Genomic DNA, 19,922 nt, shown 5'->3' with positions numbered 1-19,922 from the left:
TAGATGTACGCTTGGTAAGCGCGGCATGCACGGTCCATATTATTGAGACGCCTGTCTGTGACCCAGAGTGCGGTGGATAACGGACACCCCAGGTACCGGCACGGAAGATGGCTATCTTCGCCCTTCGGAGAGTTCACTATGGAAAGCGCTGTCTATTGGAACGGACGCCAGGTTGGAATCGAGTGCGCCGGGCGGATCTTATGGTTTTCGTCGGCGCCGAAGGAGGCGATCTCCGCGTACGGCACTCAGCGGACCGAGGAGGACAAAGCGCTCACCGAAGATATCTTCATGGCCCGCAACCTGGTTGTGATCGCGCAATGCGACAGACTGGGTTTTTGAACCGTGGATTAACGCGCTGGCCTTGTTTGGGGAAGTGCTGCATCGAGCAGCAATTGAAGTGTCAACTGTGAAGTGCGAATGAAGTGTCAATGAATGAACTTGTGGCGCAGCGCTCGCGTGTCCTGCAGAAAGCAAAAAGCCCAGTCGCAATGACTGGGCTTTTTGCTTGAATCTGTTGGTGCCGGAAAGAGGAATCGAACCCCCGACCTTCGCATTACGAATGCGCTGCTCTACCGTCTGAGCTATTCCGGCATCAGGAGAAACGAGATTATATGGACTTCTTTATGAGCTTGGCAAGCCCCTATACTCACTTTTTTGCTTCGATGTGATAGCGCGTGACGCGGTCGACCTCGTTCTTCGAGCCGAGGAACACGGCCACACGTTCGTGCAGGCTTTTCGGGATAATGTCCAGAATGCGCTTCTCGCCATTAGTCGCCGCGCCGCCCGCCTGTTCGACGATGAACGCCATCGGGTTGGCTTCGTACATCAGGCGCAGCTTGCCCGGCTTGTCCGGCGTGCGCTTGTCGGCCGGATACATGAAGACGCCGCCACGATTCAGGATACGGTGCACGTCCGCCACCATCGACGCGACCCAGCGCATGTTGAAGTCGCTCTGGCGCGGGCCTTCTTTACCGGCATTCAGTTCGCCAACGTATTGCTGGACCGGTTCGTACCAATGGCGCGCGTTCGACGCGTTGATCGCATATTCACGCGTTTCCACCGGAATACGCATGTCGCTTTGCGTCAGCACCCACGAGCCGAGCTCGCGGTCGAGCGTGAAGCAGTTCACGCCGTTGCCGGTGGTCAGCACCAGCACGGTTTGCGGGCCATACACCGCATAGCCGGCCGCCACTTGCTGCGTGCCGGGTTGCAGGAACGACTGTTCGGTGGGTTGCTGGCCGTCGGGGCAGCGCAGCACCGAGAAGATCGTGCCGATCGAGACGTTGACGTCGATGTTCGACGAGCCGTCGAGCGGATCGAACACCAGCAGGTATTCGCCCTTCGGATAGTTGGCTGGAATCGGGAAGAACTGCTCCATCTCCTCCGACGCCATGCCGGCCAGGTTGCCGCCCCATTCGTTCGCTTCGAGCAGGATTTCGTTCGACAGAATGTCGAGCTTCTTCTGCACTTCGCCCTGGACATTCTCGCTGCCCGCCGTGCCGAGCGCATCGCCCAGCGCGCCCTTGCTGACGTGATAGCTGATCGCCTTGCACGCGCGCGCAACGACTTCGATCAAAAGGCGCAGATCGGCGGGCAGGTTGTTGGTCTCGCGCTGCTGCTCGATCAGATACTTCGTGAGAGTGGTACGACGTTGCAAAGCCATTGCTGTACTCCGGGAGGCTTGAGGAATGTTTCGATTTTAACCGCTCGTTGTGTCGACTCCGTGCTTTTGAGATGAATGGGCGTGCGGCTGCGTGGTTCGGCTTTGCATTGCCGGGCGGCATGCAGGCCTTGCGGCGCGGGTTAATGGTCGTGACGGTGCCGCTCAGACGGGCTGCGAGCGCCGCCGCGCGGGCGTGTACGGCCGAGATCCTGGGCATTTTGGGGCGGTCCGCCTTGGGCAGCGGCTCGATCTCGCGTTCGATCTGCTCACCGGCCGCGGTGGTGGCGACGCGCAGGTCGTAGCCGAACAGTCGTCCAGATGGCTAACGCGAACCGCACGGCGGACACGAAGTCAGGACGAAAAAAAGCCGGCAACATGTGCCGGCTTTCCGATGCCAGAAGCGCGGTCAGACGATCGTCATGCCAGTGCCTTCTCCACGATCTCCCGCACGTCGCGCGACTTCACCTGCGCAGCGACCTTCTCCAGCGCCGCGCGCATGCCGTCGCGCAGCATCGGCGTGAAGCGGCGCCACAATTCCAGCGAGCGGGCGAGGCGCGCGGCGACTTGCGGATTGAGGGCGTCGAGCGCGATGACCTGGTCCGCCCAGAACGTATAGCCCGAACCGTCTTCGGCATGGAACTGCGCCGGATTTGCCGCGCAGAAGCTGAAAATCAGCGAGCGCGCGCGATTCGGGTTCTTCAGGTTGAACGCCGGATGCGTCATCAGCTTGCGCACGATGTCGATCACCGGACGCTGCGCGCTGCCGCGTTGCGTCGCCTGCAAAGCGAACCACTTGTCGATGACGAGCGGCTCCTTTTCGAAGCGTTGGTAGAAATCGTCCAGCGCCTGCTGCGCCTCTGCGCTGCCGCCGTTGGCCGCCGACACATTGAGCAATGCCGAGAGCGCCGCCGAGCGGTCGGTCATGTTGTTGGCCGCGTCGTACTGCGCGGACGCGAGGCGCACGGCTTCAGCCGGGTCGTCCAGTTCCGCGAGATACGACAGCGCGAGATTCTTCAACGTGCGGTGACCGGAGGCCTCAGGCGTCGCTTCGTACTCACCCGGCGTGCGATGCTGCTCATACACCGCGAGCCAGTCCTTCTTCAGCGCGTTCGCGAGACGTTTGCGCACGAACTGGCGCGCCGCGTGAACCGCGGCTGGATTCGATTCGGCCATCTGCTCGGCCAGGTACGTTTCCGACGGCAGCATCAGCGCCAGTTCGCGAAACGCCGGCGAGAGCGTTTCGTCGGTCAGTACACGGGCGAATGCGGCAACGACCGAATCGTCGAGTTGCAGCGGCGCGCCGGTCGCCGCGCGCCCGGCCAGCGCCAGCAACTCGCGCGTGGCGAGCCGTTGGCCGGCTTCCCAACGGTTGAACGGATCGCTGTCGTGCGCAAGCAGGAACGCCAGCTGTTCCGCCGAATAGTCGTATTCGACGATCACCGGCGACGAGAAATTGCGCAGCAGCGAGGGCAGCGGTTCTTGCGCCACGTTGACGAAAGTGAAGGTCTGTTCGGTCTGCGTGAATTCGAGCACGCGCGTGGTGGAGGCCGACGCGTTGGCTTCGCCTTCCAGCTGCAGCGGCAGATCCTTGCCGTCCTTATCGATCAAACCGATCGCGAACGGGATCAGCAGCGGTCCTTTTTGTGTTTCGCGCGCGGCCGGCGCGGTTTCGCCATAACCTTGCGTGAGTGACACGCTGTAGCGTTGCTGAGCGGCGTCGTACTTCGTGTGCACAGACACGCGCGGCGTGCCGGCCTGGCTATACCAGCGCTCGAATTGCGCGAGGTCGCGGCCGTTCGCGTCGGCAAGCGCGTGACGGAAATCGTCGCAGGTCACCGCCTGGCCGTCGTGGCGCTTGAAGTACAGGTCCATGCCTTTGCGAAAACCCTCGCGGCCGAACAACGTCTGATACATCCGCACGACTTCCGAGCCTTTCTCGTAGACGGTCATCGTGTAGAAGTTGTTGATCTCGACGTAGCTTTCCGGACGCACCGGATGCGCCATGGGACCGGCGTCTTCGGCGAACTGCATCTGGCGCAGCACGCGCACGTCTTCGATGCGTTTGGTGGCGCGCGCGGCTTCGTCGCTACCGTTGCTCTGGCCGCCTGCCATGTCGGCCGAGAATTCCTGATCGCGGAACACCGTCAGGCCTTCTTTCAGGCTCAGCTGGAACCAGTCGCGGCACGTGACGCGGTTACCGGTCCAATTGTGGAAGTACTCGTGGCCGACCACCGCCTCGATGTTCGCGAAGTCGGTGTCCGTTGCCGTTTCGGGGTTCGCCAGCACGTACTTCGTGTTGAAGATGTTGAGCCCCTTGTTCTCCATCGCACCCATGTTGAAGTCGCTCACGGCGACGATCATGAAGCGGTCCAGATCGAGTTCGAGCCCGAAGCGTTCCTCATCCCAGCGGATCGAGTGGATCAGCGAATCCATGGCGTGACGGGTCTTGTCGAGATCGTGTGGTTCGACCCACACCTGCAGCAGCTTTTCCTTGCCCGAGCCGGTCTTCACGCGTTCTTCGAGCGCGACCAGCTTGCCCGCGACCAGCGCGAACAGATAGCTCGGCTTTCTGAACGGATCTTCCCAACGCGCGAAATGGCGGCCGTCCGGCAGATCGCCTTCTTCAAGCAGATTGCCGTTCGACAGCAGCACCGGATAGTCGGCCTTGCCGGCGCGCAGCGTGACCGTGAAGGTCGACATCACGTCCGGGCGGTCGAGGAAGTAGGTGATGCGGCGAAAGCCCTCGGCCTCGCACTGCGTGAAGAAGTTGCCGCCCGACACATAGAGGCCCGACAGCGTGGTGTTCTCCGCCGGATTGCAAATGCTGGTGAGCGTCAGCTCGAAAGCGTCCGGCACGTTGTCGAGGATCAGGCCGTGCTCGTGCGCATGCGCATTGGTGAAGGGCGAGCCGTCGATGGCGGCGCTCACGAACTCGAGTTGCTCGCCCATCAGTTCGAGATGCGCGGCGCGGGCGGCGTCCGGATTGCGGCGCACGCGCATCGTATTTTTGACGACGGTGCGTTCGGGGACCAGATCGAACTCCAGTGCGACAGTGTCGATCAGGAAGGCGGGCGGCGCGTAATCGGCGCGGCGGATCACATTGGGCGTTGCGGTATCGGCCATGGCGTTCTGTAGTGATGGGACTCGAGCCGTCACGCGCGGGAAGGGCACGCGAGCCGGGCTTGTCGAGCCATTGTACAAAGCCTCGGCGGTTCGTGCGGGGCGAACTTTTTACCGAATCGCCAGGTCAGCGTATTATCGGGCGCGCTTTCGTGAGGCGTGCTTTAGCGGGGCGCGCCTTGGCGCGCGAAAGCGTGCGCATGAACGAACCCGGCCATGACTGGCGATAACAGGCAACACGAGGTAGACCATGAAAATCGATCGATGGACCCGCCGCGCTACGCTGTCGCTAGCGGCGTTGACGGTGCTGCTGTCCGGCTGCACGACCTACGTGACCACCCAGGTCACGGCGTTCTCCGACTGGAACGGCAGCGACGCCACCCGGACCTATGCGTTCACCCGCGCGGCCGATCAAAAGAACAACCTGGAACTCTCTACTTACGAACGCGTCGTCGCGAACGAACTCGCGCCGCATGCGTTCCGTCAGGTCGATGCAGCGCAGGCGCGTTATCTGGTTGGGCTGTCGTATGGCATTCGCTCGGACATGGTGACGGTCGCCGAGCCGGTCTATTACAACCCATGGCCGGGGCCCTATTGGGGCCGGCCGTTCGATCCGTGGGGTCCATGGGGACCTTACCCGGCCGGATACGTGAATCAGAGCTACCCGATCTACACGCACCTGCTCGGCGTACGGATCACCGAGCGTACGACCGGCAAGGAGGTCTACAACGTGACAGCGCGCAACTCCGGCGGCGAATCGTCGTTGGTGCGGTCCATGCCTTATCTGGCGCGTAGCGCGCTGGCCGACTTCCCGCTCGGCAACGGCGTCGTGCACACGGTGAAGATTCCGCTCGACCAAAACGGCGGGTCGTCGAACGAAGTTGCCGTAACGGGCGTCGCGCCCGCCGCGCCTGCGTCAGGCGCGAAGGCGGTGCAATAAAGCGCAAACGCTGCGTCGAAACGCATACGCTGCGGCGCAACAAAAAACGGCCCGGCAGGTGATTCCTGCCGGGCCGTTCTGTTCCGGAGCTTGGCGCGCCCAGGCGAGGAGCACCTGGCCGCCGCGCCTAGACGCCGACGCCGAACAACGCCATCGCCCCCAGCACCACGAACATCACGGCGGCGATGCCGTGCACGACATGGGTCGGCAGCTTGTGGGCGAAGCGGTCGCCGAGCAGGATCGCCGGCACGTTGGCGATCATCATGCCGAGCGTCGTGCCCGCCACCACGCCGAAGAAATCGTGAAAGCGCGCCGCGAGGGCAACGGTCGCGATCTGCGTCTTGTCGCCCATTTCCGCGAGAAAAAAGGTCACCACGGTTGCGCCGAACACGCCGAAATGCGTGCGGTTGGTGTTGGCTTCCTCGTCGTCGAGTTTGTCGGGCACCAGAATCCACAAGCCCATGCCGATGAACGACGCGGCCAGCGCCCAGCGCATGATGGTAGGGGTGAGCAGCGAGCCGAGCCACGCGCCGAGCGCCCCGGCGCAGGCATGATTGACGAGGGTGGCGACCAGCACGCCGAGAATGATCGGCAGCGGTTTGCGATAACGGGCGGCAAGAACGAGCGAGAGCAATTGCGTCTTGTCGCCGATTTCGGCGAGCGTGACCGCTCCGGTCGAAATAAGAAAAGCGTGGTCCACGTTTTGATTTTCCCCGGGCCGAGATATGAACGAGCGACGACCCACGACGCGCCGGGCCCTCTTGCAGCGCGTGTGGATCATCGGTCTCGCCAGGCCAGAGGCTGCGTCTGCCATGGCCTTGCAGGCCAAGTCTGTTGACAGGCGCCCCCGCGAATCACACGCTCGACGCACCCAGATCACAGCGGCGCGGACGTGTCGCGGGGCGGCTACTCCCCAATGAGGGACGGAGTATAACAGCACAGAATTCCCGCGACGCCTGAATCCGCCACGGCCGCCGCTCATAAAACGCCGCAACAGCCGGCTGCGCGGGTCTGCTTAGCTGTGGCGCACAAGCCGTGCGGCGAGCGAAATCGCCGCACCGAGCCGAAGTGTGCCGAACTGCAACAGGCGCATTGAATGGCAAATGAAAGCATGGGTGGCCGCATTTGCCGGGTGTGAGACTGAACAGCCCGGTGCGAACGGCGTTCCAGCGCAATCGCGGCGCGCAGATATGCCGCTGGAGTACCGCATGACCGATGCAAAATCGTCCGTCGCACCGGCGATACGGATACAGATGGATACGTCTTTTGTGGCTGATTTAATTCACAATATTCAGTATGATTCCCGGCGACCACAGGGAGCTTCGAACAATCCAACCCCGAAAACGGCGATGGCGGCTAAATAAATGGGGCCATGTGCCGTTATATAGCTGAACCTCATAAGAAGATTGGATTGACCCCTGTTTGGAGGTTGCCGGTCCGCGCGGCGCGCACATGCTGTGACGGCGTGTTTCCCGTCAGGCGCGTTCAGCCTCTCCTCGCTTCTACGCGCGAACACCGATATGCCCGATCTGCACTGGACCATTCCGGTCGCTCGCTGGTCTAGCTGGCCTGCTGCCGCATCTGCCGCACCCGATATTGGCTTTATCGAGCCGATCGTGCGGCGTCGCCTGAGCACTTTGTCCAGAATCGCCCTGAAAGTGGCGCATGATTGCGTGGCGCAGGATGAGGTGCGGGTCGTGTTTGCCTCGCGCCACGGCGAATTGCGGCGCACCACCGACATCCTGCGCGCGATCAGCGCGGGGGAGCCGGTGTCGCCGACCGCGTTCAGCCTGTCCGTGCTGAACGCAATGACCGGCGTGTTCGGCATTGCGCGCGGCGACCGCTCGGCCGCCAGCGCGATCTCCGCCGGCGCTGAAACGCTCGGCTACGCGCTGCTCGAGGCGTACGCGCAATATGCGGCGCAGCCTGGGTCGCCGGTGCTGCTGGTGTACGCCGACGAACCGGCCGATCCCGCGTACGGCACGATTGAAGACGAAGTGCAGGGCGGCGCGATCGCGATCCTGCTGGACAAGGACACGGCAGCCGGCCAGCTCGTCTGCACGCTGTCCGGCGCGGGCGCGGCGGTTGCGTCCGGGCCGGGGCAGGCGGCAAGCCTGGCGGACCCGGCGAGCCGGGCAGACGCGGACGAGCGGTTTGCGACGCAGAGCCAGGCGCTGCAGCACTGTCTCGACACCCGCGAGTCCGCCGCCTGGCAAGGCATCGGCGCCACGTGGCATTGGAGCTGGCATGACCGCGCGGCTTGATTACGGCTGGCGGTTCTGCGCGACGGGCATGGCCTTCGTGGTGTTCGGCATCTGCGGCGTGCTGTTCTCGGTGCTGGTGTTCCCGTTTGCGTGGCTGTGGCCGCATCGGGCGTCGCGTCAGCGTGGGGTGGCGAGTGTGATCCATGGGTTTTTCCGCGTGCTGGTCGCGGTGTTGCAGCGCATCGGCGTGATGGAGTTCGAGGTGTCGGGCGCACAGGTGTTGCGCGAGGGCGGTCCGGCGATTGTCGTCGCCAATCACCCGACCTATCTCGACGTGATGGTGCTGCTGTCGTTGGTACCGCGCGCCTGTTGCGTGGTGAAGAACGCGCATTGGAGCAACCCGTGTTTCTGGGGGATCGTGCGCTCGGCTGAATATGTGAGCAATGCCGATCCGTCGGAACTCGTCGAGGCCGGCGCGCGGCAGCTTGCGGCAGGCTACACGATGATCATTTTTCCCGAGGGCACGCGCAGCCCCGCGCCGAACCGGCTGCACGCGTTTTCGCGCGGTTTCGCGCACATGGCGCTGAAAGCCGGCGCGCCGATCGTGCCGGTGCTGATGGATTGCGATCCGCCGGCGTTCACCAAGCAGATGCGCTGGTACGACGTCCCGGCGCGTGCTTTCCGGATGCGCGTGAACGTGCTCGAGCCGCTTGGCGTCGAACACTTTGCGGCTCACGGCACTTCACCGTCTCTCGCGGCGCGCAGCGTGACAAGCGCCATCGAAGCACACATTACCCGGCACCTGTTCGATTATGGATTCTTTAAAACTGGAAATTAAACAGCTTCTGATCGAAGCGCTCGATCTGGAAGACCTGAGTCCCGCCGATATCGACGACAATGCACCGTTGTTCGATACCGACGGCATCGGGCTCGATTCGATCGACGCGCTCGAAATCGGCATCGTGCTGCGCAAACAATACCAACTGACCATCGCAGCGAACGACGAACGCACGCGTGAGCACTTCCGTTCGATCAGTACACTGGCCGCGCTGGTCGCCAGCCAGCGCGAAGCGGCGCACGCTGCGAACGAAACCACAAAGAGGGGGGAATAAATCGTGTCCGAGGCAGATATTCTTGAGCGCATCCGTGCCATCTTCAAAGAGAACTTCGCGATCGAGCCGGAACGCGTGACGCCCGAGGCGAACCTGTTTGAAGACCTCGATCTCGACAGCATCGACGCCGTCGACCTCGCGATCAAATTGCAGGAAATGACCGGCCGCCGCATCAAGCCGGAAGAGTTCAAGTCGGTGCGCACGGTCGGCGATGTGATCGGCGCGGTCGAATCGCTGCTGGCGGCGCAGGGCTGATGCCATCCGTGCGTTCGCGCATGCAAGCGGCGGTCAGTCCGCCCGGCGAGGCCACGCCCGGCACTGAGCGCAGCTGGACCAAGACCGTCGTTCAGGTCGTGCTGAAGCTCGCCTATCCCGCGCTGATTCTGTGCGCGTGGCGTTGGGACACGCCGCGCTATGTCGGCTGCATGCTGTTCGCTATTTTGTGGCTGCAACGCTGGGCCGGCAGCGGCGCGGTCGCGACGTCGCTGCGGCGGCTCTCAGCGATCGATTGGGCGGTGGCCTTGTTGCTGAGCTGCGCATCGGCGGCGATCGTGCTGACCAATAGCGAGCTGCTGTTGCGCCTCTATCCGTCGCTCGTCAATCTCGGGCTATTGATCGCGTTCGGCGCGACGCTCGTGCGCGGCCCGTCGATGATCGAAAAATTCGCCCGGCTGGGCAATCCGGATCTGCCGCCGGCCGCCGTGCGCCATACGCGCCGCGTGACGCAGATGTGGTGCGTGTTCTTCGTGCTGAACGGCGCGTTGTCCGCTTACACCGCTTTGTACTGGAGCCGCGCGAACTGGTCGCTCTACAACGGCGCGATCGCATACGGACTGGTCGGCCTGCTGCTGGTGGCCGAAGTAGTCTGGCGTTATCTGGTGGTGCTGCCGCGAGCCGCGCGTTCGGAGGCATGATGAACGACCCCCACGCTCACATTCGTTCGCTGCCCCCCAGGGGGGCCGCATGATCGCGCTGCACGATCTGCTGTCGGCAGCGCATGGCACGGCGGCCGCTCATGCTCCTGTGAATGCGCCGGTATGCCGCGACGGCGGTACGGTACTCGATCGCGTGGCGTTTCGCGCGCGCGTGTCGAGCCTGGTAGCGGGCTTGCGCGAGCAGGACGCGAAACGTTACGCGCTGTGCATCGACGATCCGTTCGATTTCGCCTGCACGCTGTTCGCGCTGTTCGCGTGCGGCAAGGAGCCGGTGATTCCGGCGAATGCGACCCCCGGCTATCTTGCCGGTCTCGCCGGCGCCTACGACGCCGTGCTGACCGATGCGGACCTGCGTGCGTTCGTGCCGGCGCCGGCTGAAGCGCAAGCAATCATCGATCATGCGATCGATCCGCAAGCCCCGTTGACGCTCTACACATCGGGCAGCAGCGGCACCCCGAAGCCGATCCGCAAGACGCTCGCGCAATTCAACGCCGAAGTGCATACGCTCGAAAAGCAGTGGGGCGCCTTGCTCGGCGACGCGACGATGCTCGCAAGCGTGCCGCATCACCATATCTACGGTTTGCTGTTTCGCGTGTTGTGGCCGCTCGCCGCCGGCCGCGCGTTCGACCGCGCGATCAGCATCGAGCCGCTGCATTTGCAAACGCAAATCGCGCAATGCGGCGCGGCGGCGATCGTTTCGACGCCCGCGCAATTGTCGCGCTGGCCGGCGTTGCCCGGCTTCGCCGCGTTGACGCCGGCGCCGCGCGCGGTGTTCTCATCCGGCGGCCCGCTCGCCCTGGAAGCCGCACAGGAATACGCCGCCGCCTACGGCGCCGCGCCGCTCGAAATCTACGGCAGCACGGAAACCGGCGGCATCGCGTGGCGCCGCCAGGATCAGACCGATGCATGGCAACCGGTGGCGGGTATCGAAGTGCGCCGCGACGAAGACGGTGCGCTGAACGTTCGCTCGCCCCATCTCGACCACAGCGGCTGGCATCGCACCGACGACAAGATCGCCTTCGATGCCGATGGCCGCTTCCGCCTGCAGGGCCGACTCGATCGCGTGCTCAAGCTCGACGGCAAGCGCGTGTCGCTGCCGGAACTCGAAGCGCGTCTCGCGCTGCATCCGTATGTCGCGCAAGCGGCAATCGCGCCGCTGGAAGGCGCGTCGCGCGAGCGTGTCGGCGCGGTGGTCGCGCTGACTGAAGCGGGTAGCGAGGCCTTGCGCGGCGAGGGCCGCGTGCTGCTCGCGCAAACGCTGCGCCGCCATCTGTCCGCGTATTTCGATGCGGTGGTGCTGCCGCGCCATTGGCGCTTTCGCATCACGTTGCCGTTCGATGCACGTGGCAAGCTGCCGGTGGCCGCCGTCGCCGCCGCTTTCGAGGCCCGTGCGGACGGCGTCGAAGTGCTCGCTGAAGCGCGCTCTGCCGACACGCTGCATTACGAACTGCGCGTGCCGCCGACGCTCGTGCATTTCGCCGGGCACTTTCCCGGCCTGCCGATTCTGCCGGGCGTCGTGCAGGTCGACTGGGCGATGCGTCTTGCCGCCGAACACGTGCCGGCGGTGCGCCAGCTTGGGTCGATCGACCGGCTCAAATTCATGGCGCCGGTGCCGCCGGGCGCGCTGCTGAATCTGACGCTCGCGCACGATGCCGCACGTCGGCGCGTGCAGTTCGCGTACCGGCTGGACGGACGCGAATGCGCGTCCGGTGTGATCGTGTATCGGGAGCCCGCGTGATGAGCTTTGTCCCGTGCATCGTCATTCCGATCTACAACCACAAAGAGGCGATCGGCACGACCGTCGGCAATCTGGCGCTGCACGGGCTGCCGCTTTTCGTCGTCGATGACGGCAGCGACGAGGCGACCCAGCAGGTGCTCGCCGCGCTCGCCGAACACCATGCGGGCCAGCTCACGCTGCTGCGCCTGCCGGTCAACGGCGGCAAAGGCGCGGCCGTGATGGCGGGCCTGCGGGCGGCGCGCCAGGCGGGCTACACGCACGCGTTGCAGATCGACGCCGACGGCCAGCACGACGCCACCGACGTGCCGCGTTTCATCGCAGCCGCGCAAGCCGAACCGGGCGCGGTGATCCTGGGCCGTCCGGTCTACGACGACAGCGTGCCGAAGTCGCGCCTCTACGGCCGTTATCTGACGCATGTGTGGGTGTGGATCGAAACGCTCTCGCTGACGATCCGCGATTCTATGTGCGGTTTCCGTCTGTATCCGCTCGCGCTGGTCTGCGAACTGATCGATAGCGTGCGATTGCCGACGCGGATGGACTTCGACATCGAGATTCTCGTGCGTTTTCATTGGCGGCGCGTGGCGTTTCGCTCGATTCCCACACGCGTCACCTACGCCACCGACGGCGTATCGCATTTCGACGTGCTGTGGGACAACGTGCGCATCAGCCGCAGTCATACGCGGCTCGTGTTCGGCATGCTGTGGCGTCTGCCGATGCTGCTCGCGCACAAAGCGATGCCGCGGCGTGCGTCCGTTCGCGCGGCAACTGCGGGTGAGCAGGAAGAGCAGCACTGGTGGCGTATCGCCGAGCGCGGCAGTCACCTCGGCATGTCCTTGCTCGCGCTCAGCTGCAAGCTCTTCGGCCGGCGTTTTACCGCACTGTGGCTGCATCCGATCGTCGCGTATTTTCTGCTGACGGGACGCGCCGCGCGCGCAGCGTCGAGCAACTACTTCACGCGTCTCAGCCGAGCCGCGCCGCAGGAGCGCACGCCGCGTCCGGGATGGCTGTCGGCGTATCGGCACATGCTGGCCTTCGCGCAATCCGGCTTCGACAAGTTGGCCGCATGGTCCGGCCGTGTCAGCAACGCGGACGTCCAGTTCGACGATCCGTCGGCCTTCGAGGCGCTGGTCGCGAGCGGCAAGGGCGCGCTCGTGATCGGCGCGCATCTCGGCAATCTGGAGATGACCCGCGCACTCGCCGCGCAAGGCGCGCATGCGAAGGTCACGGCGGTCGTCTACACCGAACACGCGCGGCGCTTCAATAGCGTGCTGGCGTCGGCGAACAGCGAGTTCGCGCGGCATCTGCTCGAAGTCAGCGACTTCGGGCCGCAGACCGCGATGATGATGCAGGAGCGCGTCGATGCGGGCGAGTTGCTGGTGATCGTCGGCGACCGCGTGCCCGCGCACGAAACGGGCCGCACGACCGAAGCGCAATTTCTCGGCTCGGCCGCGCCGTTCGCGCAGGGCCCGTATGTGCTCGCGCACGCCCTCGGCTGCCCGGTCTTTCTGTTCTTCTGCCTGAAAGAGCGCGACGGCTATCACCTTTATTTCGAGCCGTTCGCCGAGCGCATCGAGTTGCCGCGCCGCGAGCGCGCGCAGCATCTGGCGGCGTGGGCGCAGCGTTATGCGGCGCGTCTCGAACACTATTGCCGCAAGGCGCCTTATCAATGGTTCAACTTTTTCGATTTTTGGGCCAGCCCCAAGCGAGGCGCAAATGGCCGAACATGATCTGATCGACGACGCAAATGTGAACGCACAGGCAGCTCAGGCGGCGCCGGTGACGCAGGTGGTTGTGGGCGGCCGCAAGCTGACGATCGAGGAGGTCGTCGCGATCGCACGGCTTCGCGCGCCGGTTGCGTTGAGCGGCGATCCGGCGTGGTGCGAGCGCATCGAACGCGGCGCGGATTTCCTGCGGCGGCATCTTGCGGCGGGCGCGACCGTGTATGGCGTCAACACCGGTTACGGCGACGCTTGCGTGGTCGACGTGCCGATGGAACTGGTCGAAGCATTGCCGCTGCAACTGACGCGCTATCACGGCTGCGGCATGGGCGCCTATCTCGACGACGCGCAGACGCTTGCGGTGATCGCCGCGCGCCTGAACTCGCTGGCCTATGGTTTTTCCGGTGTGCGTACCGTGTTGCTCGAACGGCTGGCCGATCTGATCAACCATCGCGTGTTGCCGCGCATTCCGTCGGAAGGCTCCGTCGGCGCGAGCGGCGATCTGACGCCGCTCTCGTATGTCGCCGCCGCATTGGCGGGCGAGCGCGACGTCGTGTTCGAAGGGCGCTTCCGCGAGGCGCGTGAAGTGTGGCTCGAACTTGGCCGCTCACCGTTGACGCTCGCGCCGAAAGAAGGCCTCGCGCTGATGAACGGCACGGCGGTGATGACCGGCCTCGCGTGTCTCGCGTTCGCGCGAGCCGATCATTTGACGCGGCTGACCGCACGCCTCACGGCGCTCTCGACCGTTGCGCTCGACGGCCGCGCCGCGCACTTCGACGCCATGCTCTTCGAAGTGAAGCCGCACGCGGGCCAGGCCGAAGCCGCTGCGTGGATTCGCGCCGATCTGGCAGGACGCGACGATACGCCGGGACATCGCTTGCAGGACCGCTATTCGATTCGCTGCGCGCCGCATGTGATCGGCGTCGCGCGCGATGCTTTGTCGTGGGTGCGCCGCGATGTCGAGAACGAACTGAACAGCGCCAACGACAACCCGCTGATCGACCCGGACAACGAACGCGTGCTGCACGGCGGCAACTTCTACGGCGGCCATATTGCGTTCGCGATGGACGCGCTAAAGGTGGCCGTCGCCAATCTCGCCGATCTGATGGACCGGCAACTCGCGCTGCTGGTCGACGTGAACTTCAACAACGGCTTGCCGCGCAATCTGTCGGGCGCCGCGCCGGCGCGCGCCGCGATCAATCACGGCTTCAAGGCGGTGCAGATTTCGTCGTCCGCATGGACGGCCGAAGCGTTGAAGAACACCATGCCTGCCAGCGTGTTTTCGCGTTCGACCGAAGCGCACAATCAGGACAAAGTGAGCATGGGCACGATCGCCGCGCGCGACTGTTTGCGCGTGCTGGAGTTGACCGAGCAGGTCGCCGCCGCGCACACGCTGGCAACGGTGCAGGCGGCGCGCTTGCGCTTGCGGATCGACAGCGCGACGCCGGTCCCCGCGCCGCTGCAGCGGTTCATCGACAGCGTGACGGCGCAATCGCCGTTCGTCGATGAAGACCGCGCGCTGGAACATGAACTGCGTGCGTTGACCTCGCGCATCGCCGCGTGCGAGTTGCTGGACGACTATCGCGGAGGCGCGAACGCATGACCGGATCCCGCAAAGTGCTCACGGCGAGCGCGACGGTCGAAGTGCCGTTTCACGATGTCGATGCGATGAACGTGTGCTGGCACGGCCACTATCTGAAGTACTTCGAGATCGGCCGCGCCGCGCTGCTGCGCACGTTCGACTACGACTATCGCGAGATGCAGGCCTCGGGCTATCTGTGGCCGATCGTCGAGGCACATCTGAAGTATGTGCGGCCGGCCACCTATGGTCAGCAGATCGAAGTGCGCGCGCAACTGCTCGAACACGAAAACCGCCTGAAAATAGGCTATGAAATCGTCGACTGCGCATCAGGCACGCGGCTGACGAAGGGTTACACGATTCAGGTCGCCGTCGATGCCGCGACCCAGGAATTGCAGTTCGTGTCGCCGCCCGTCGTTTTCGACAAACTGGAGCGCGCATGGGCACGATGAAATTGCGCGGCATGGCGGCGGGCGTGGTGTTCGCGTTAAACGTGACGGCGGCCATGCCCGCCTTGGCGGCGGCAGCCACGCCTGAGGCAGGCAACCCCGCCCTGGTCTCGCTTATCGCCTCGCATCTCGCGCAAGCGAAGGGCGTTCGCGCGCAATTCACCCAGACACAAACGCTCGCCGCGATGAAGCAGCCGCTCGTCAGCACCGGCTCGTTGCTGTTCTTTCGCGAGCGCGGCGTGATCTGGCAGATCGACACGCCGTACAAAGCCACTTACGTGATCACCGATGCAGGCGTCGCCGAAATCAACCCCAGCGGCCAGCGTGTCACGGCACACAACGCGCAAGGCACCCGCGGCGTCGCGCAGGTGTCGAAGATGATGCGCGCGATGCTCGGCGGCGATCTGTCGGCGCTGTACTCGCAATTCGACGTGCAAGCCGAAGGCAGCGCCGCGCAATGGCGCATGCAGCTCACGCCGAACCAGCCGCAACTCGCGCAATCGATCAAAGCTTTGCAGATGAACGGCGGCGACTATCTGCAAAGCCTGCGCATCACGCTGGCGAACGGCGACGTCACGAAGCTCGACTTCGCAAAGAGCGCCGCGGTCATCGAGCCGACGCCTGCCGAGCGCACTTTGCTCGGAGCGCCGTAATGGACGTGCTGCAACAGCGGTCCGCGAAACCGGCGTGGGGCATGCGCGCCGCCTGGCTGCTGCTCGCGCTCGTCGCGGCGCTGTACTGCGGCTGGCGTTTCGCCGGGCCGTCGCCGTTGCAGACCAATCTGCTCGCGTTGTTGCCTGCTACTGAAGCGGACCCGGTCGCCGAAAAAGCGGTCGATAAGCTGGCGAGCGCGCTCGGCGACCGCACGGTATTTCTCGTCACCAGCAATGACGACGCGCACGCGAAAGCGGCGGCCAGACAACTCGGCGCTTCGTTGCAGAAGAGCGGGGCGTTCGGCTCGGTGACGGCGGAATTGCCGCCGTTCGACCTGTCGCGGATTGCCGCGTTGTACTTGCCGTATCGCTTCGGCCTGCTGACGCCTGCGGACCGCGCGGCGCTGACAGGCGGTTCAAGCGGCTCAAGCGGCTCAAGTGGCTCAAGTGGCTCAAGTGGCTCAAGTGGCTCAAGCGGCTCAAGTGGCTCAAGCGCCTCGGTCGGCTCAGTAGCTTCGGCCACCTCTTTGCACGACGCGCTTGCTCAACGCATCTACAGCCCATTGCGTGGCGGCCTGACGACGCCGCTCGCCGACGACCCGTTCGGCTGGCTCGAACACTGGCTCGCGGACCTGCCGCTGGCCACCTCGAATCTCGAAGTCGACGACAACCTGCTGGTTGCGCATCGCGGCGCGGCCACCAGCGTGCTGATTGTCGCAACGCTGCCGGGCTCCGCGTACGAAACGAAGACGCAGCACGCCGTGCTCGATGCGCTCGCCCACGGCGAGAGCGTGTTGAAGCAGGCGTTTCCCGATGTCTCGGTGGCGAGAACCGGCGCGGTGTTCTATGCGGAATCGGCGCGCAGCGCGTCCGAGCGTGAGGTGCATCTGATCGGCGTCGGGTCGCTGTGCGGGATCGCGCTACTGATGCTGTGGGTGTTCCGCTCGCCGCGTCTGCTCGTGCTTGGCTTCGTTTCGTCGGCGCTCGGCATCGTCTGCGCGCTGGCCGTGACGATGCTGGTGTTCGGCAAGCTGCATCTGTTGACGCTGGTGTTCGGCGCGAGCCTGATCGGCGAAGCGATCGACTATTCGATTCAGTACTTCGTCGTCTATCTGGGCGGCGGGCGCGGATGGGACGCGCGCCGCGGCGCCCGCGCAGTGCGCCCGGCCTTGAGCGTGGCGCTCGCCACCAGCCTGCTTGGCTACGCGATCCTGACCTGGGTGCCGTTTCCCGCGCTCAGGCAGATCGCGTGCTTCGCGATTGTCGGCATCGTGACCGCGTTCGCCTCCGTGCTGTGGCTGTTGCCGGCGCTGCTCCCGGGTGCGCCCAAGCATGGGCCGCGGCGGCTGTTCGCCGGGGCCTCGCGCTTGCTCGCGGCGTGGCATCGGACGATCGGCGGCAAGCGTGCGTGGTTCGTGGCGGCGCTGTTGCTGATCGCCGCGCTTCCGGGCTGGTTGCGGCTGACGAGCGATGACGATATTCATTTGTTGATCCAGCGCGATCCGTCGCTGGTCGCGCAGGAAAACAAGGTGCGCGACGCGGTCGGCGTCGACAACAGCGCGCAGTTTTTTGTCGTGCGCGGCGAGACGCAGGAACTCGTGCTGCAACGCGCCGAAGCACTGGGCGCGAAACTGGACGCGTTGAACGGCACCGCGAACAAGGTCGGCAGCTATCAGTCGGTGGCTCAATTCGTGCCGTCCGCGAAGCGGCAGAATGAAGACCGCGCGTGGCTCGCGCAGCATGTCTTCAACGATCCGGAGGCATTGCGCGCAACGCTGCTGCAGGCCGGCTTCAAGGACGAAGTCGCCGACGCGTGGCTCGCCGCCTATGCAAAGCCGCAGCCGCTGCTGACGGTCGATCGGTGGCTCGCCGCACCGTGGTCGCAACCCTACCGGCATTTGTGGCTGGGCGTTGTCGATGGGGCCGCCGGCGCCTACGCCGCCGTCGTGATTCCGCAAGGCGTGAGCCCGCAAAACGAACCGGCGCTGATCGCCGCGGCGCAAGCGTTGCCTGGGGTCGCTTTTGTCGACAAGGCCGCGAGCGTGTCGAAGCTGTTCGGCGCGTATCGCGTGGATAGCGGCTGGTGGCTCGGCGGTGCGTTGGCGCTGGTGCTGATGCTGCTGATGCTGCGTTACGCCCCGAAGGAAGTCACCCGCCCCGGAGGAAGTCCCCCGCCCCGAAGGAAGTCCCCTTGGGGGATTGGGGGATTGGAGGGGGCGCCGAAGGAAGTCACCTTGGGTGGAGGATTGAGGGACCGCGTGCGCGGCGGCGTCGCCGTGACGCTGCCGGTGCTGCTCGCGATCGGCGTCACCCTGGCGGTATTCGGCTACGCTCGCGTGCCGCTCAATCTTTTCAACTGGCTCGCGCTGATGCTGGTGCTCGGCGTCGGCGCAAACTATGCCGTGTTCCTGCGTGAAGGCTGTTTGCGCGCGGACGCCGATCTCGGCGCGGTGTGGACCGGCGTGCTGCTGTCGGCGGCGACCACGCTGCTGTCGTTCGGCATGCTCAGCATGAGCGCGATGCCCGCGCTGACGAGCTTCGGCGGCACGCTTGCGCTCGGCATTGCGGTGTCGGTGCTGCTCGCGCCGATCGGCATGCCATCGGAATCAAGGAGGGTCGCATGAACGCGCCACCCGTTTATTTGCACGCGCTCGGGATGATCAACGCGCTCGGCGGCGATCTCGATGCGATTGTTCCCGCGCTGGCTGCAGCGCGCGCGCCTGGCATGGCGCATGCGCATACCGGCATCGGCGAGGCGTTTGTCGGTAGCGTGTTGGCACCGCTGGATCTCGCGCCGCCGGCGTCGCTCGCCCGTTACGATTGCCGCAACAACCGGCTGCTGCTCGCCGCCCTCGCGCAGATCGCACCCGCGATCGAAGCGGCGCGCGAGCGTTACGACGCGCATCGAATCGGTGTGGTGCTCGGCACCAGCACGTCCGGCATCGAGGCGGCCGAGGCCGCATTCGTCTACCAGGCGCAGGCGGGCGACTTGCCGGCCAACTTCAACTACCGGCAGATGGAGATCGGCACCGCCGCGCCGTTCGCCGCCGCCGCGCTCGGTCTGCACGGTCCCGCGTACACGATCTCGACCGCTTGCACGTCGAGCGCGAAAGCCTTCGTGTCGGCGCGCCGGCTGCTGCAATTGCAGCTCTGCGACGCCGTGGTGGTGGGCGGCGTCGACTCCCTGTGCGAGCTGACGGTGCAGGGTTTCGCGTCGCTCGAATCGACCAGCACGGTGCGCAGCAATCCAATGAGCCGCAACCGCTGCGGGATCAACATCGGCGAAGGCGCCGCCGTGTTCCTGATGAGCCGGGACGAAAGCGCGGTGAGGCTGGCGGGCGCAGGCGAATCGAGCGACGCGCATCACATCTCCGCGCCGGATCCGCAAGGCATCGGCGGCGAACTCGCGTTGCGCGAGGCGCTGGCCGATGCGGGCGTCGCGCCGTCGGCGATCGGCTATGTGAACCTGCACGCCACCGCCACGCGCAAGAACGACCAGATGGAAGCGAATCTGATGGCGCGCGTGTTCACCGACGGCGTCGCAACCAGCGGCACCAAGCCGCTGACCGGCCATCAACTCGGGGCGGCGGGGGCGACCGAACTCGGCTTCGCATGGCTGACGCTGGCGCATGAAAACGTCGCGTTGCCGCGTCATCTGTGGGACGGCGAAGCGGATCCGGCGCTGCCTGCGCTGGAGCTCGTCGAGAGCGAGCAGTTTTTGCCGCGCGGACGAGGCACGCAGTATGTGATGAGCAATTCGTTTGCCTTTGGCGGCAGCAATGTCAGCCTGATCCTCGGCCGGTGACGCGCG

18 protein-coding genes, 1 tRNA gene, 1 pseudogene and 1 riboswitch are annotated in these 19,922 nt (G+C 65.0%); of the genes and pseudogenes, 15 read left to right on the top strand and 5 right to left on the bottom strand.

The window, feature by feature from the left end; genetic code table 11:
- Positions 1-138 precede the first annotated feature (138 nt).
- The gene (locus tag DLM46_RS00455) at positions 139-339 is read left to right on the top strand and encodes a hypothetical protein (RefSeq protein WP_115098769.1); all 201 of its coding nucleotides are present in this window, start codon (positions 139-141) and stop codon (positions 337-339) included.
- A 176-nt stretch (positions 340-515) separates the two neighbouring features.
- On the opposite strand, the gene DLM46_RS00450 is transcribed toward DLM46_RS00455, so the two are convergent.
- From DLM46_RS00450 to pepN, 4 genes and pseudogenes are all read right to left on the bottom strand, one after another.
- Positions 516-591, bottom strand: a tRNA-Thr gene (locus DLM46_RS00450).
- A gap of 55 nt (positions 592-646) precedes the next feature.
- Complete coding sequence (locus tag DLM46_RS00445) at positions 647-1,663, bottom strand: class 1 fructose-bisphosphatase (protein WP_115098768.1); 1,017 nt, start codon at positions 1,661-1,663, stop codon at positions 647-649.
- 127 nt (positions 1,664-1,790) lie between these two features.
- Positions 1,791-1,964, bottom strand: a pseudogene (locus tag DLM46_RS40010) (HigA family addiction module antitoxin); the annotation flags it as partial.
- Between the two features lie 116 nt (positions 1,965-2,080).
- On the bottom strand, positions 2,081-4,786 hold the full coding sequence (pepN, locus tag DLM46_RS00435; protein ID WP_115098767.1) for an aminopeptidase N: 2,706 nt from the start codon (positions 4,784-4,786) through the stop codon (positions 2,081-2,083).
- 247 nt (positions 4,787-5,033) lie between these two features.
- Between pepN and DLM46_RS00425 the strand changes: the two genes are divergently transcribed.
- Positions 5,034-5,723 (top strand): DUF4136 domain-containing protein, encoded by a 690-nt coding sequence (locus tag DLM46_RS00425; protein ID WP_115098765.1) that lies wholly within the window; start codon positions 5,034-5,036, stop codon positions 5,721-5,723.
- Positions 5,724-5,850: 127 nt separating this feature from the next.
- On the opposite strand, the gene DLM46_RS00420 is transcribed toward DLM46_RS00425, so the two are convergent.
- On the bottom strand, positions 5,851-6,423 hold the full coding sequence (locus tag DLM46_RS00420) for a TMEM165/GDT1 family protein (protein ID WP_115098764.1): 573 nt from the start codon (positions 6,421-6,423) through the stop codon (positions 5,851-5,853).
- 6 nt (positions 6,424-6,429) lie between these two features.
- A riboswitch (yybP-ykoY riboswitch) is annotated at positions 6,430-6,650 on the bottom strand.
- A 176-nt stretch (positions 6,651-6,826) separates the two neighbouring features.
- Between DLM46_RS00420 and DLM46_RS38910 the strand changes: the two genes are divergently transcribed.
- From DLM46_RS38910 to DLM46_RS00360, 13 genes are all read left to right on the top strand, one after another.
- Complete coding sequence (locus tag DLM46_RS38910; protein WP_133300276.1) at positions 6,827-7,087, top strand: hypothetical protein; 261 nt, start codon at positions 6,827-6,829, stop codon at positions 7,085-7,087.
- A 156-nt stretch (positions 7,088-7,243) separates the two neighbouring features.
- The gene (locus DLM46_RS00415; RefSeq protein ID WP_115098763.1) at positions 7,244-7,987 is read left to right on the top strand and encodes a beta-ketoacyl synthase chain length factor; all 744 of its coding nucleotides are present in this window, start codon (positions 7,244-7,246) and stop codon (positions 7,985-7,987) included.
- Positions 7,971-8,765: a lysophospholipid acyltransferase family protein gene (locus DLM46_RS00410; protein WP_115098762.1), complete on the top strand. Its 795-nt coding sequence runs from the start codon at positions 7,971-7,973 to the stop codon at positions 8,763-8,765. The genes DLM46_RS00415 and DLM46_RS00410 overlap by 17 nt, the downstream gene beginning before the upstream one ends.
- Positions 8,740-9,039 carry a phosphopantetheine-binding protein gene (locus tag DLM46_RS00405; RefSeq protein ID WP_115098761.1) on the top strand — a complete coding sequence of 100 codons (300 nt, stop codon included), beginning with the start codon at positions 8,740-8,742 and terminating at the stop codon, positions 9,037-9,039. The genes DLM46_RS00410 and DLM46_RS00405 overlap by 26 nt, the downstream gene beginning before the upstream one ends.
- Positions 9,040-9,042: 3 nt before the next feature.
- The gene (locus DLM46_RS00400; protein WP_115098760.1) at positions 9,043-9,294 is read left to right on the top strand and encodes an acyl carrier protein; all 252 of its coding nucleotides are present in this window, start codon (positions 9,043-9,045) and stop codon (positions 9,292-9,294) included.
- A complete protein-coding gene (locus DLM46_RS00395; protein ID WP_115098759.1) occupies positions 9,294-9,953 on the top strand; it encodes a COG4648 family protein in 660 nt (219 codons plus the stop codon). Before DLM46_RS00400 ends, DLM46_RS00395 begins: the two co-directional genes overlap by 1 nt.
- 49 nt (positions 9,954-10,002) lie before the next feature.
- A complete protein-coding gene (locus DLM46_RS00390) occupies positions 10,003-11,712 on the top strand; it encodes an ApeI family dehydratase (RefSeq protein ID WP_115098758.1) in 1,710 nt (569 codons plus the stop codon).
- Positions 11,712-13,439, top strand: coding sequence for a glycosyltransferase family 2 protein (locus DLM46_RS00385; protein ID WP_115098757.1), 1,728 nt, complete (start codon positions 11,712-11,714; stop codon positions 13,437-13,439). The genes DLM46_RS00390 and DLM46_RS00385 overlap by 1 nt, the downstream gene beginning before the upstream one ends.
- A complete protein-coding gene (locus DLM46_RS00380; RefSeq protein WP_115098756.1) occupies positions 13,426-15,033 on the top strand; it encodes an HAL/PAL/TAL family ammonia-lyase in 1,608 nt (535 codons plus the stop codon). Before DLM46_RS00385 ends, DLM46_RS00380 begins: the two co-directional genes overlap by 14 nt.
- Entirely contained in the window at positions 15,030-15,461 is a 432-nt protein-coding gene (locus DLM46_RS00375; RefSeq protein WP_115098755.1) for an acyl-CoA thioesterase, read from the top strand. Before DLM46_RS00380 ends, DLM46_RS00375 begins: the two co-directional genes overlap by 4 nt.
- A complete protein-coding gene (locus DLM46_RS00370; RefSeq protein ID WP_115098754.1) occupies positions 15,449-16,111 on the top strand; it encodes an outer membrane lipoprotein carrier protein LolA in 663 nt (220 codons plus the stop codon). Before DLM46_RS00375 ends, DLM46_RS00370 begins: the two co-directional genes overlap by 13 nt.
- A complete protein-coding gene (locus DLM46_RS00365; protein WP_115098753.1) occupies positions 16,111-18,735 on the top strand; it encodes an MMPL family transporter in 2,625 nt (874 codons plus the stop codon). Before DLM46_RS00370 ends, DLM46_RS00365 begins: the two co-directional genes overlap by 1 nt.
- A complete protein-coding gene (locus DLM46_RS00360; protein ID WP_115098752.1) occupies positions 18,732-19,916 on the top strand; it encodes a beta-ketoacyl-[acyl-carrier-protein] synthase family protein in 1,185 nt (394 codons plus the stop codon). Before DLM46_RS00365 ends, DLM46_RS00360 begins: the two co-directional genes overlap by 4 nt.
- Positions 19,917-19,922 lie beyond the last annotated feature (6 nt).

Origin of the sequence: Paraburkholderia lacunae, from assembly GCF_003353175.1 — a bacterium.
GTDB lineage: Bacteria > Pseudomonadota > Gammaproteobacteria > Burkholderiales > Burkholderiaceae > Paraburkholderia > Paraburkholderia lacunae.
The sequence above is the reverse complement of the archived record's forward strand: the minus strand, read 5'-3'. Positions and strand labels throughout refer to the sequence as shown.

What these genes read in the sequence shown, in the direction of transcription:
- DLM46_RS00455 (WP_115098769.1), top strand. Translation starts at nt 139, where the DNA reads ATGGAAAGCGCTGTCTATTGGAACGGACGCCAGGTTGGAATCGAGTGC.
- DLM46_RS00445 (WP_115098768.1), bottom strand. Translation starts at nt 1,663, where the DNA reads ATGGCTTTGCAACGTCGTACCACTCTCACGAAGTATCTGATCGAGCAG.
- pepN (WP_115098767.1), bottom strand. Translation starts at nt 4,786, where the DNA reads ATGGCCGATACCGCAACGCCCAATGTGATCCGCCGCGCCGATTACGCG.
- DLM46_RS00425 (WP_115098765.1), top strand. Translation starts at nt 5,034, where the DNA reads ATGAAAATCGATCGATGGACCCGCCGCGCTACGCTGTCGCTAGCGGCG.
- DLM46_RS38910 (WP_133300276.1), top strand. Translation starts at nt 6,827, where the DNA reads ATGAAAGCATGGGTGGCCGCATTTGCCGGGTGTGAGACTGAACAGCCC.
- DLM46_RS00415 (WP_115098763.1), top strand. Translation starts at nt 7,244, where the DNA reads ATGCCCGATCTGCACTGGACCATTCCGGTCGCTCGCTGGTCTAGCTGG.
- DLM46_RS00410 (WP_115098762.1), top strand. Translation starts at nt 7,971, where the DNA reads ATGACCGCGCGGCTTGATTACGGCTGGCGGTTCTGCGCGACGGGCATG.
- DLM46_RS00405 (WP_115098761.1), top strand. Translation starts at nt 8,740, where the DNA reads ATGGATTCTTTAAAACTGGAAATTAAACAGCTTCTGATCGAAGCGCTC.
- DLM46_RS00395 (WP_115098759.1), top strand. Translation starts at nt 9,294, where the DNA reads ATGCCATCCGTGCGTTCGCGCATGCAAGCGGCGGTCAGTCCGCCCGGC.
- DLM46_RS00390 (WP_115098758.1), top strand. Translation starts at nt 10,003, where the DNA reads ATGATCGCGCTGCACGATCTGCTGTCGGCAGCGCATGGCACGGCGGCC.
- DLM46_RS00385 (WP_115098757.1), top strand. Translation starts at nt 11,712, where the DNA reads ATGAGCTTTGTCCCGTGCATCGTCATTCCGATCTACAACCACAAAGAG.
- DLM46_RS00380 (WP_115098756.1), top strand. Translation starts at nt 13,426, where the DNA reads ATGGCCGAACATGATCTGATCGACGACGCAAATGTGAACGCACAGGCA.
- DLM46_RS00375 (WP_115098755.1), top strand. Translation starts at nt 15,030, where the DNA reads ATGACCGGATCCCGCAAAGTGCTCACGGCGAGCGCGACGGTCGAAGTG.
- DLM46_RS00370 (WP_115098754.1), top strand. Translation starts at nt 15,449, where the DNA reads ATGGGCACGATGAAATTGCGCGGCATGGCGGCGGGCGTGGTGTTCGCG.
- DLM46_RS00365 (WP_115098753.1), top strand. Translation starts at nt 16,111, where the DNA reads ATGGACGTGCTGCAACAGCGGTCCGCGAAACCGGCGTGGGGCATGCGC.
- DLM46_RS00360 (WP_115098752.1), top strand. Translation starts at nt 18,732, where the DNA reads ATGAACGCGCCACCCGTTTATTTGCACGCGCTCGGGATGATCAACGCG.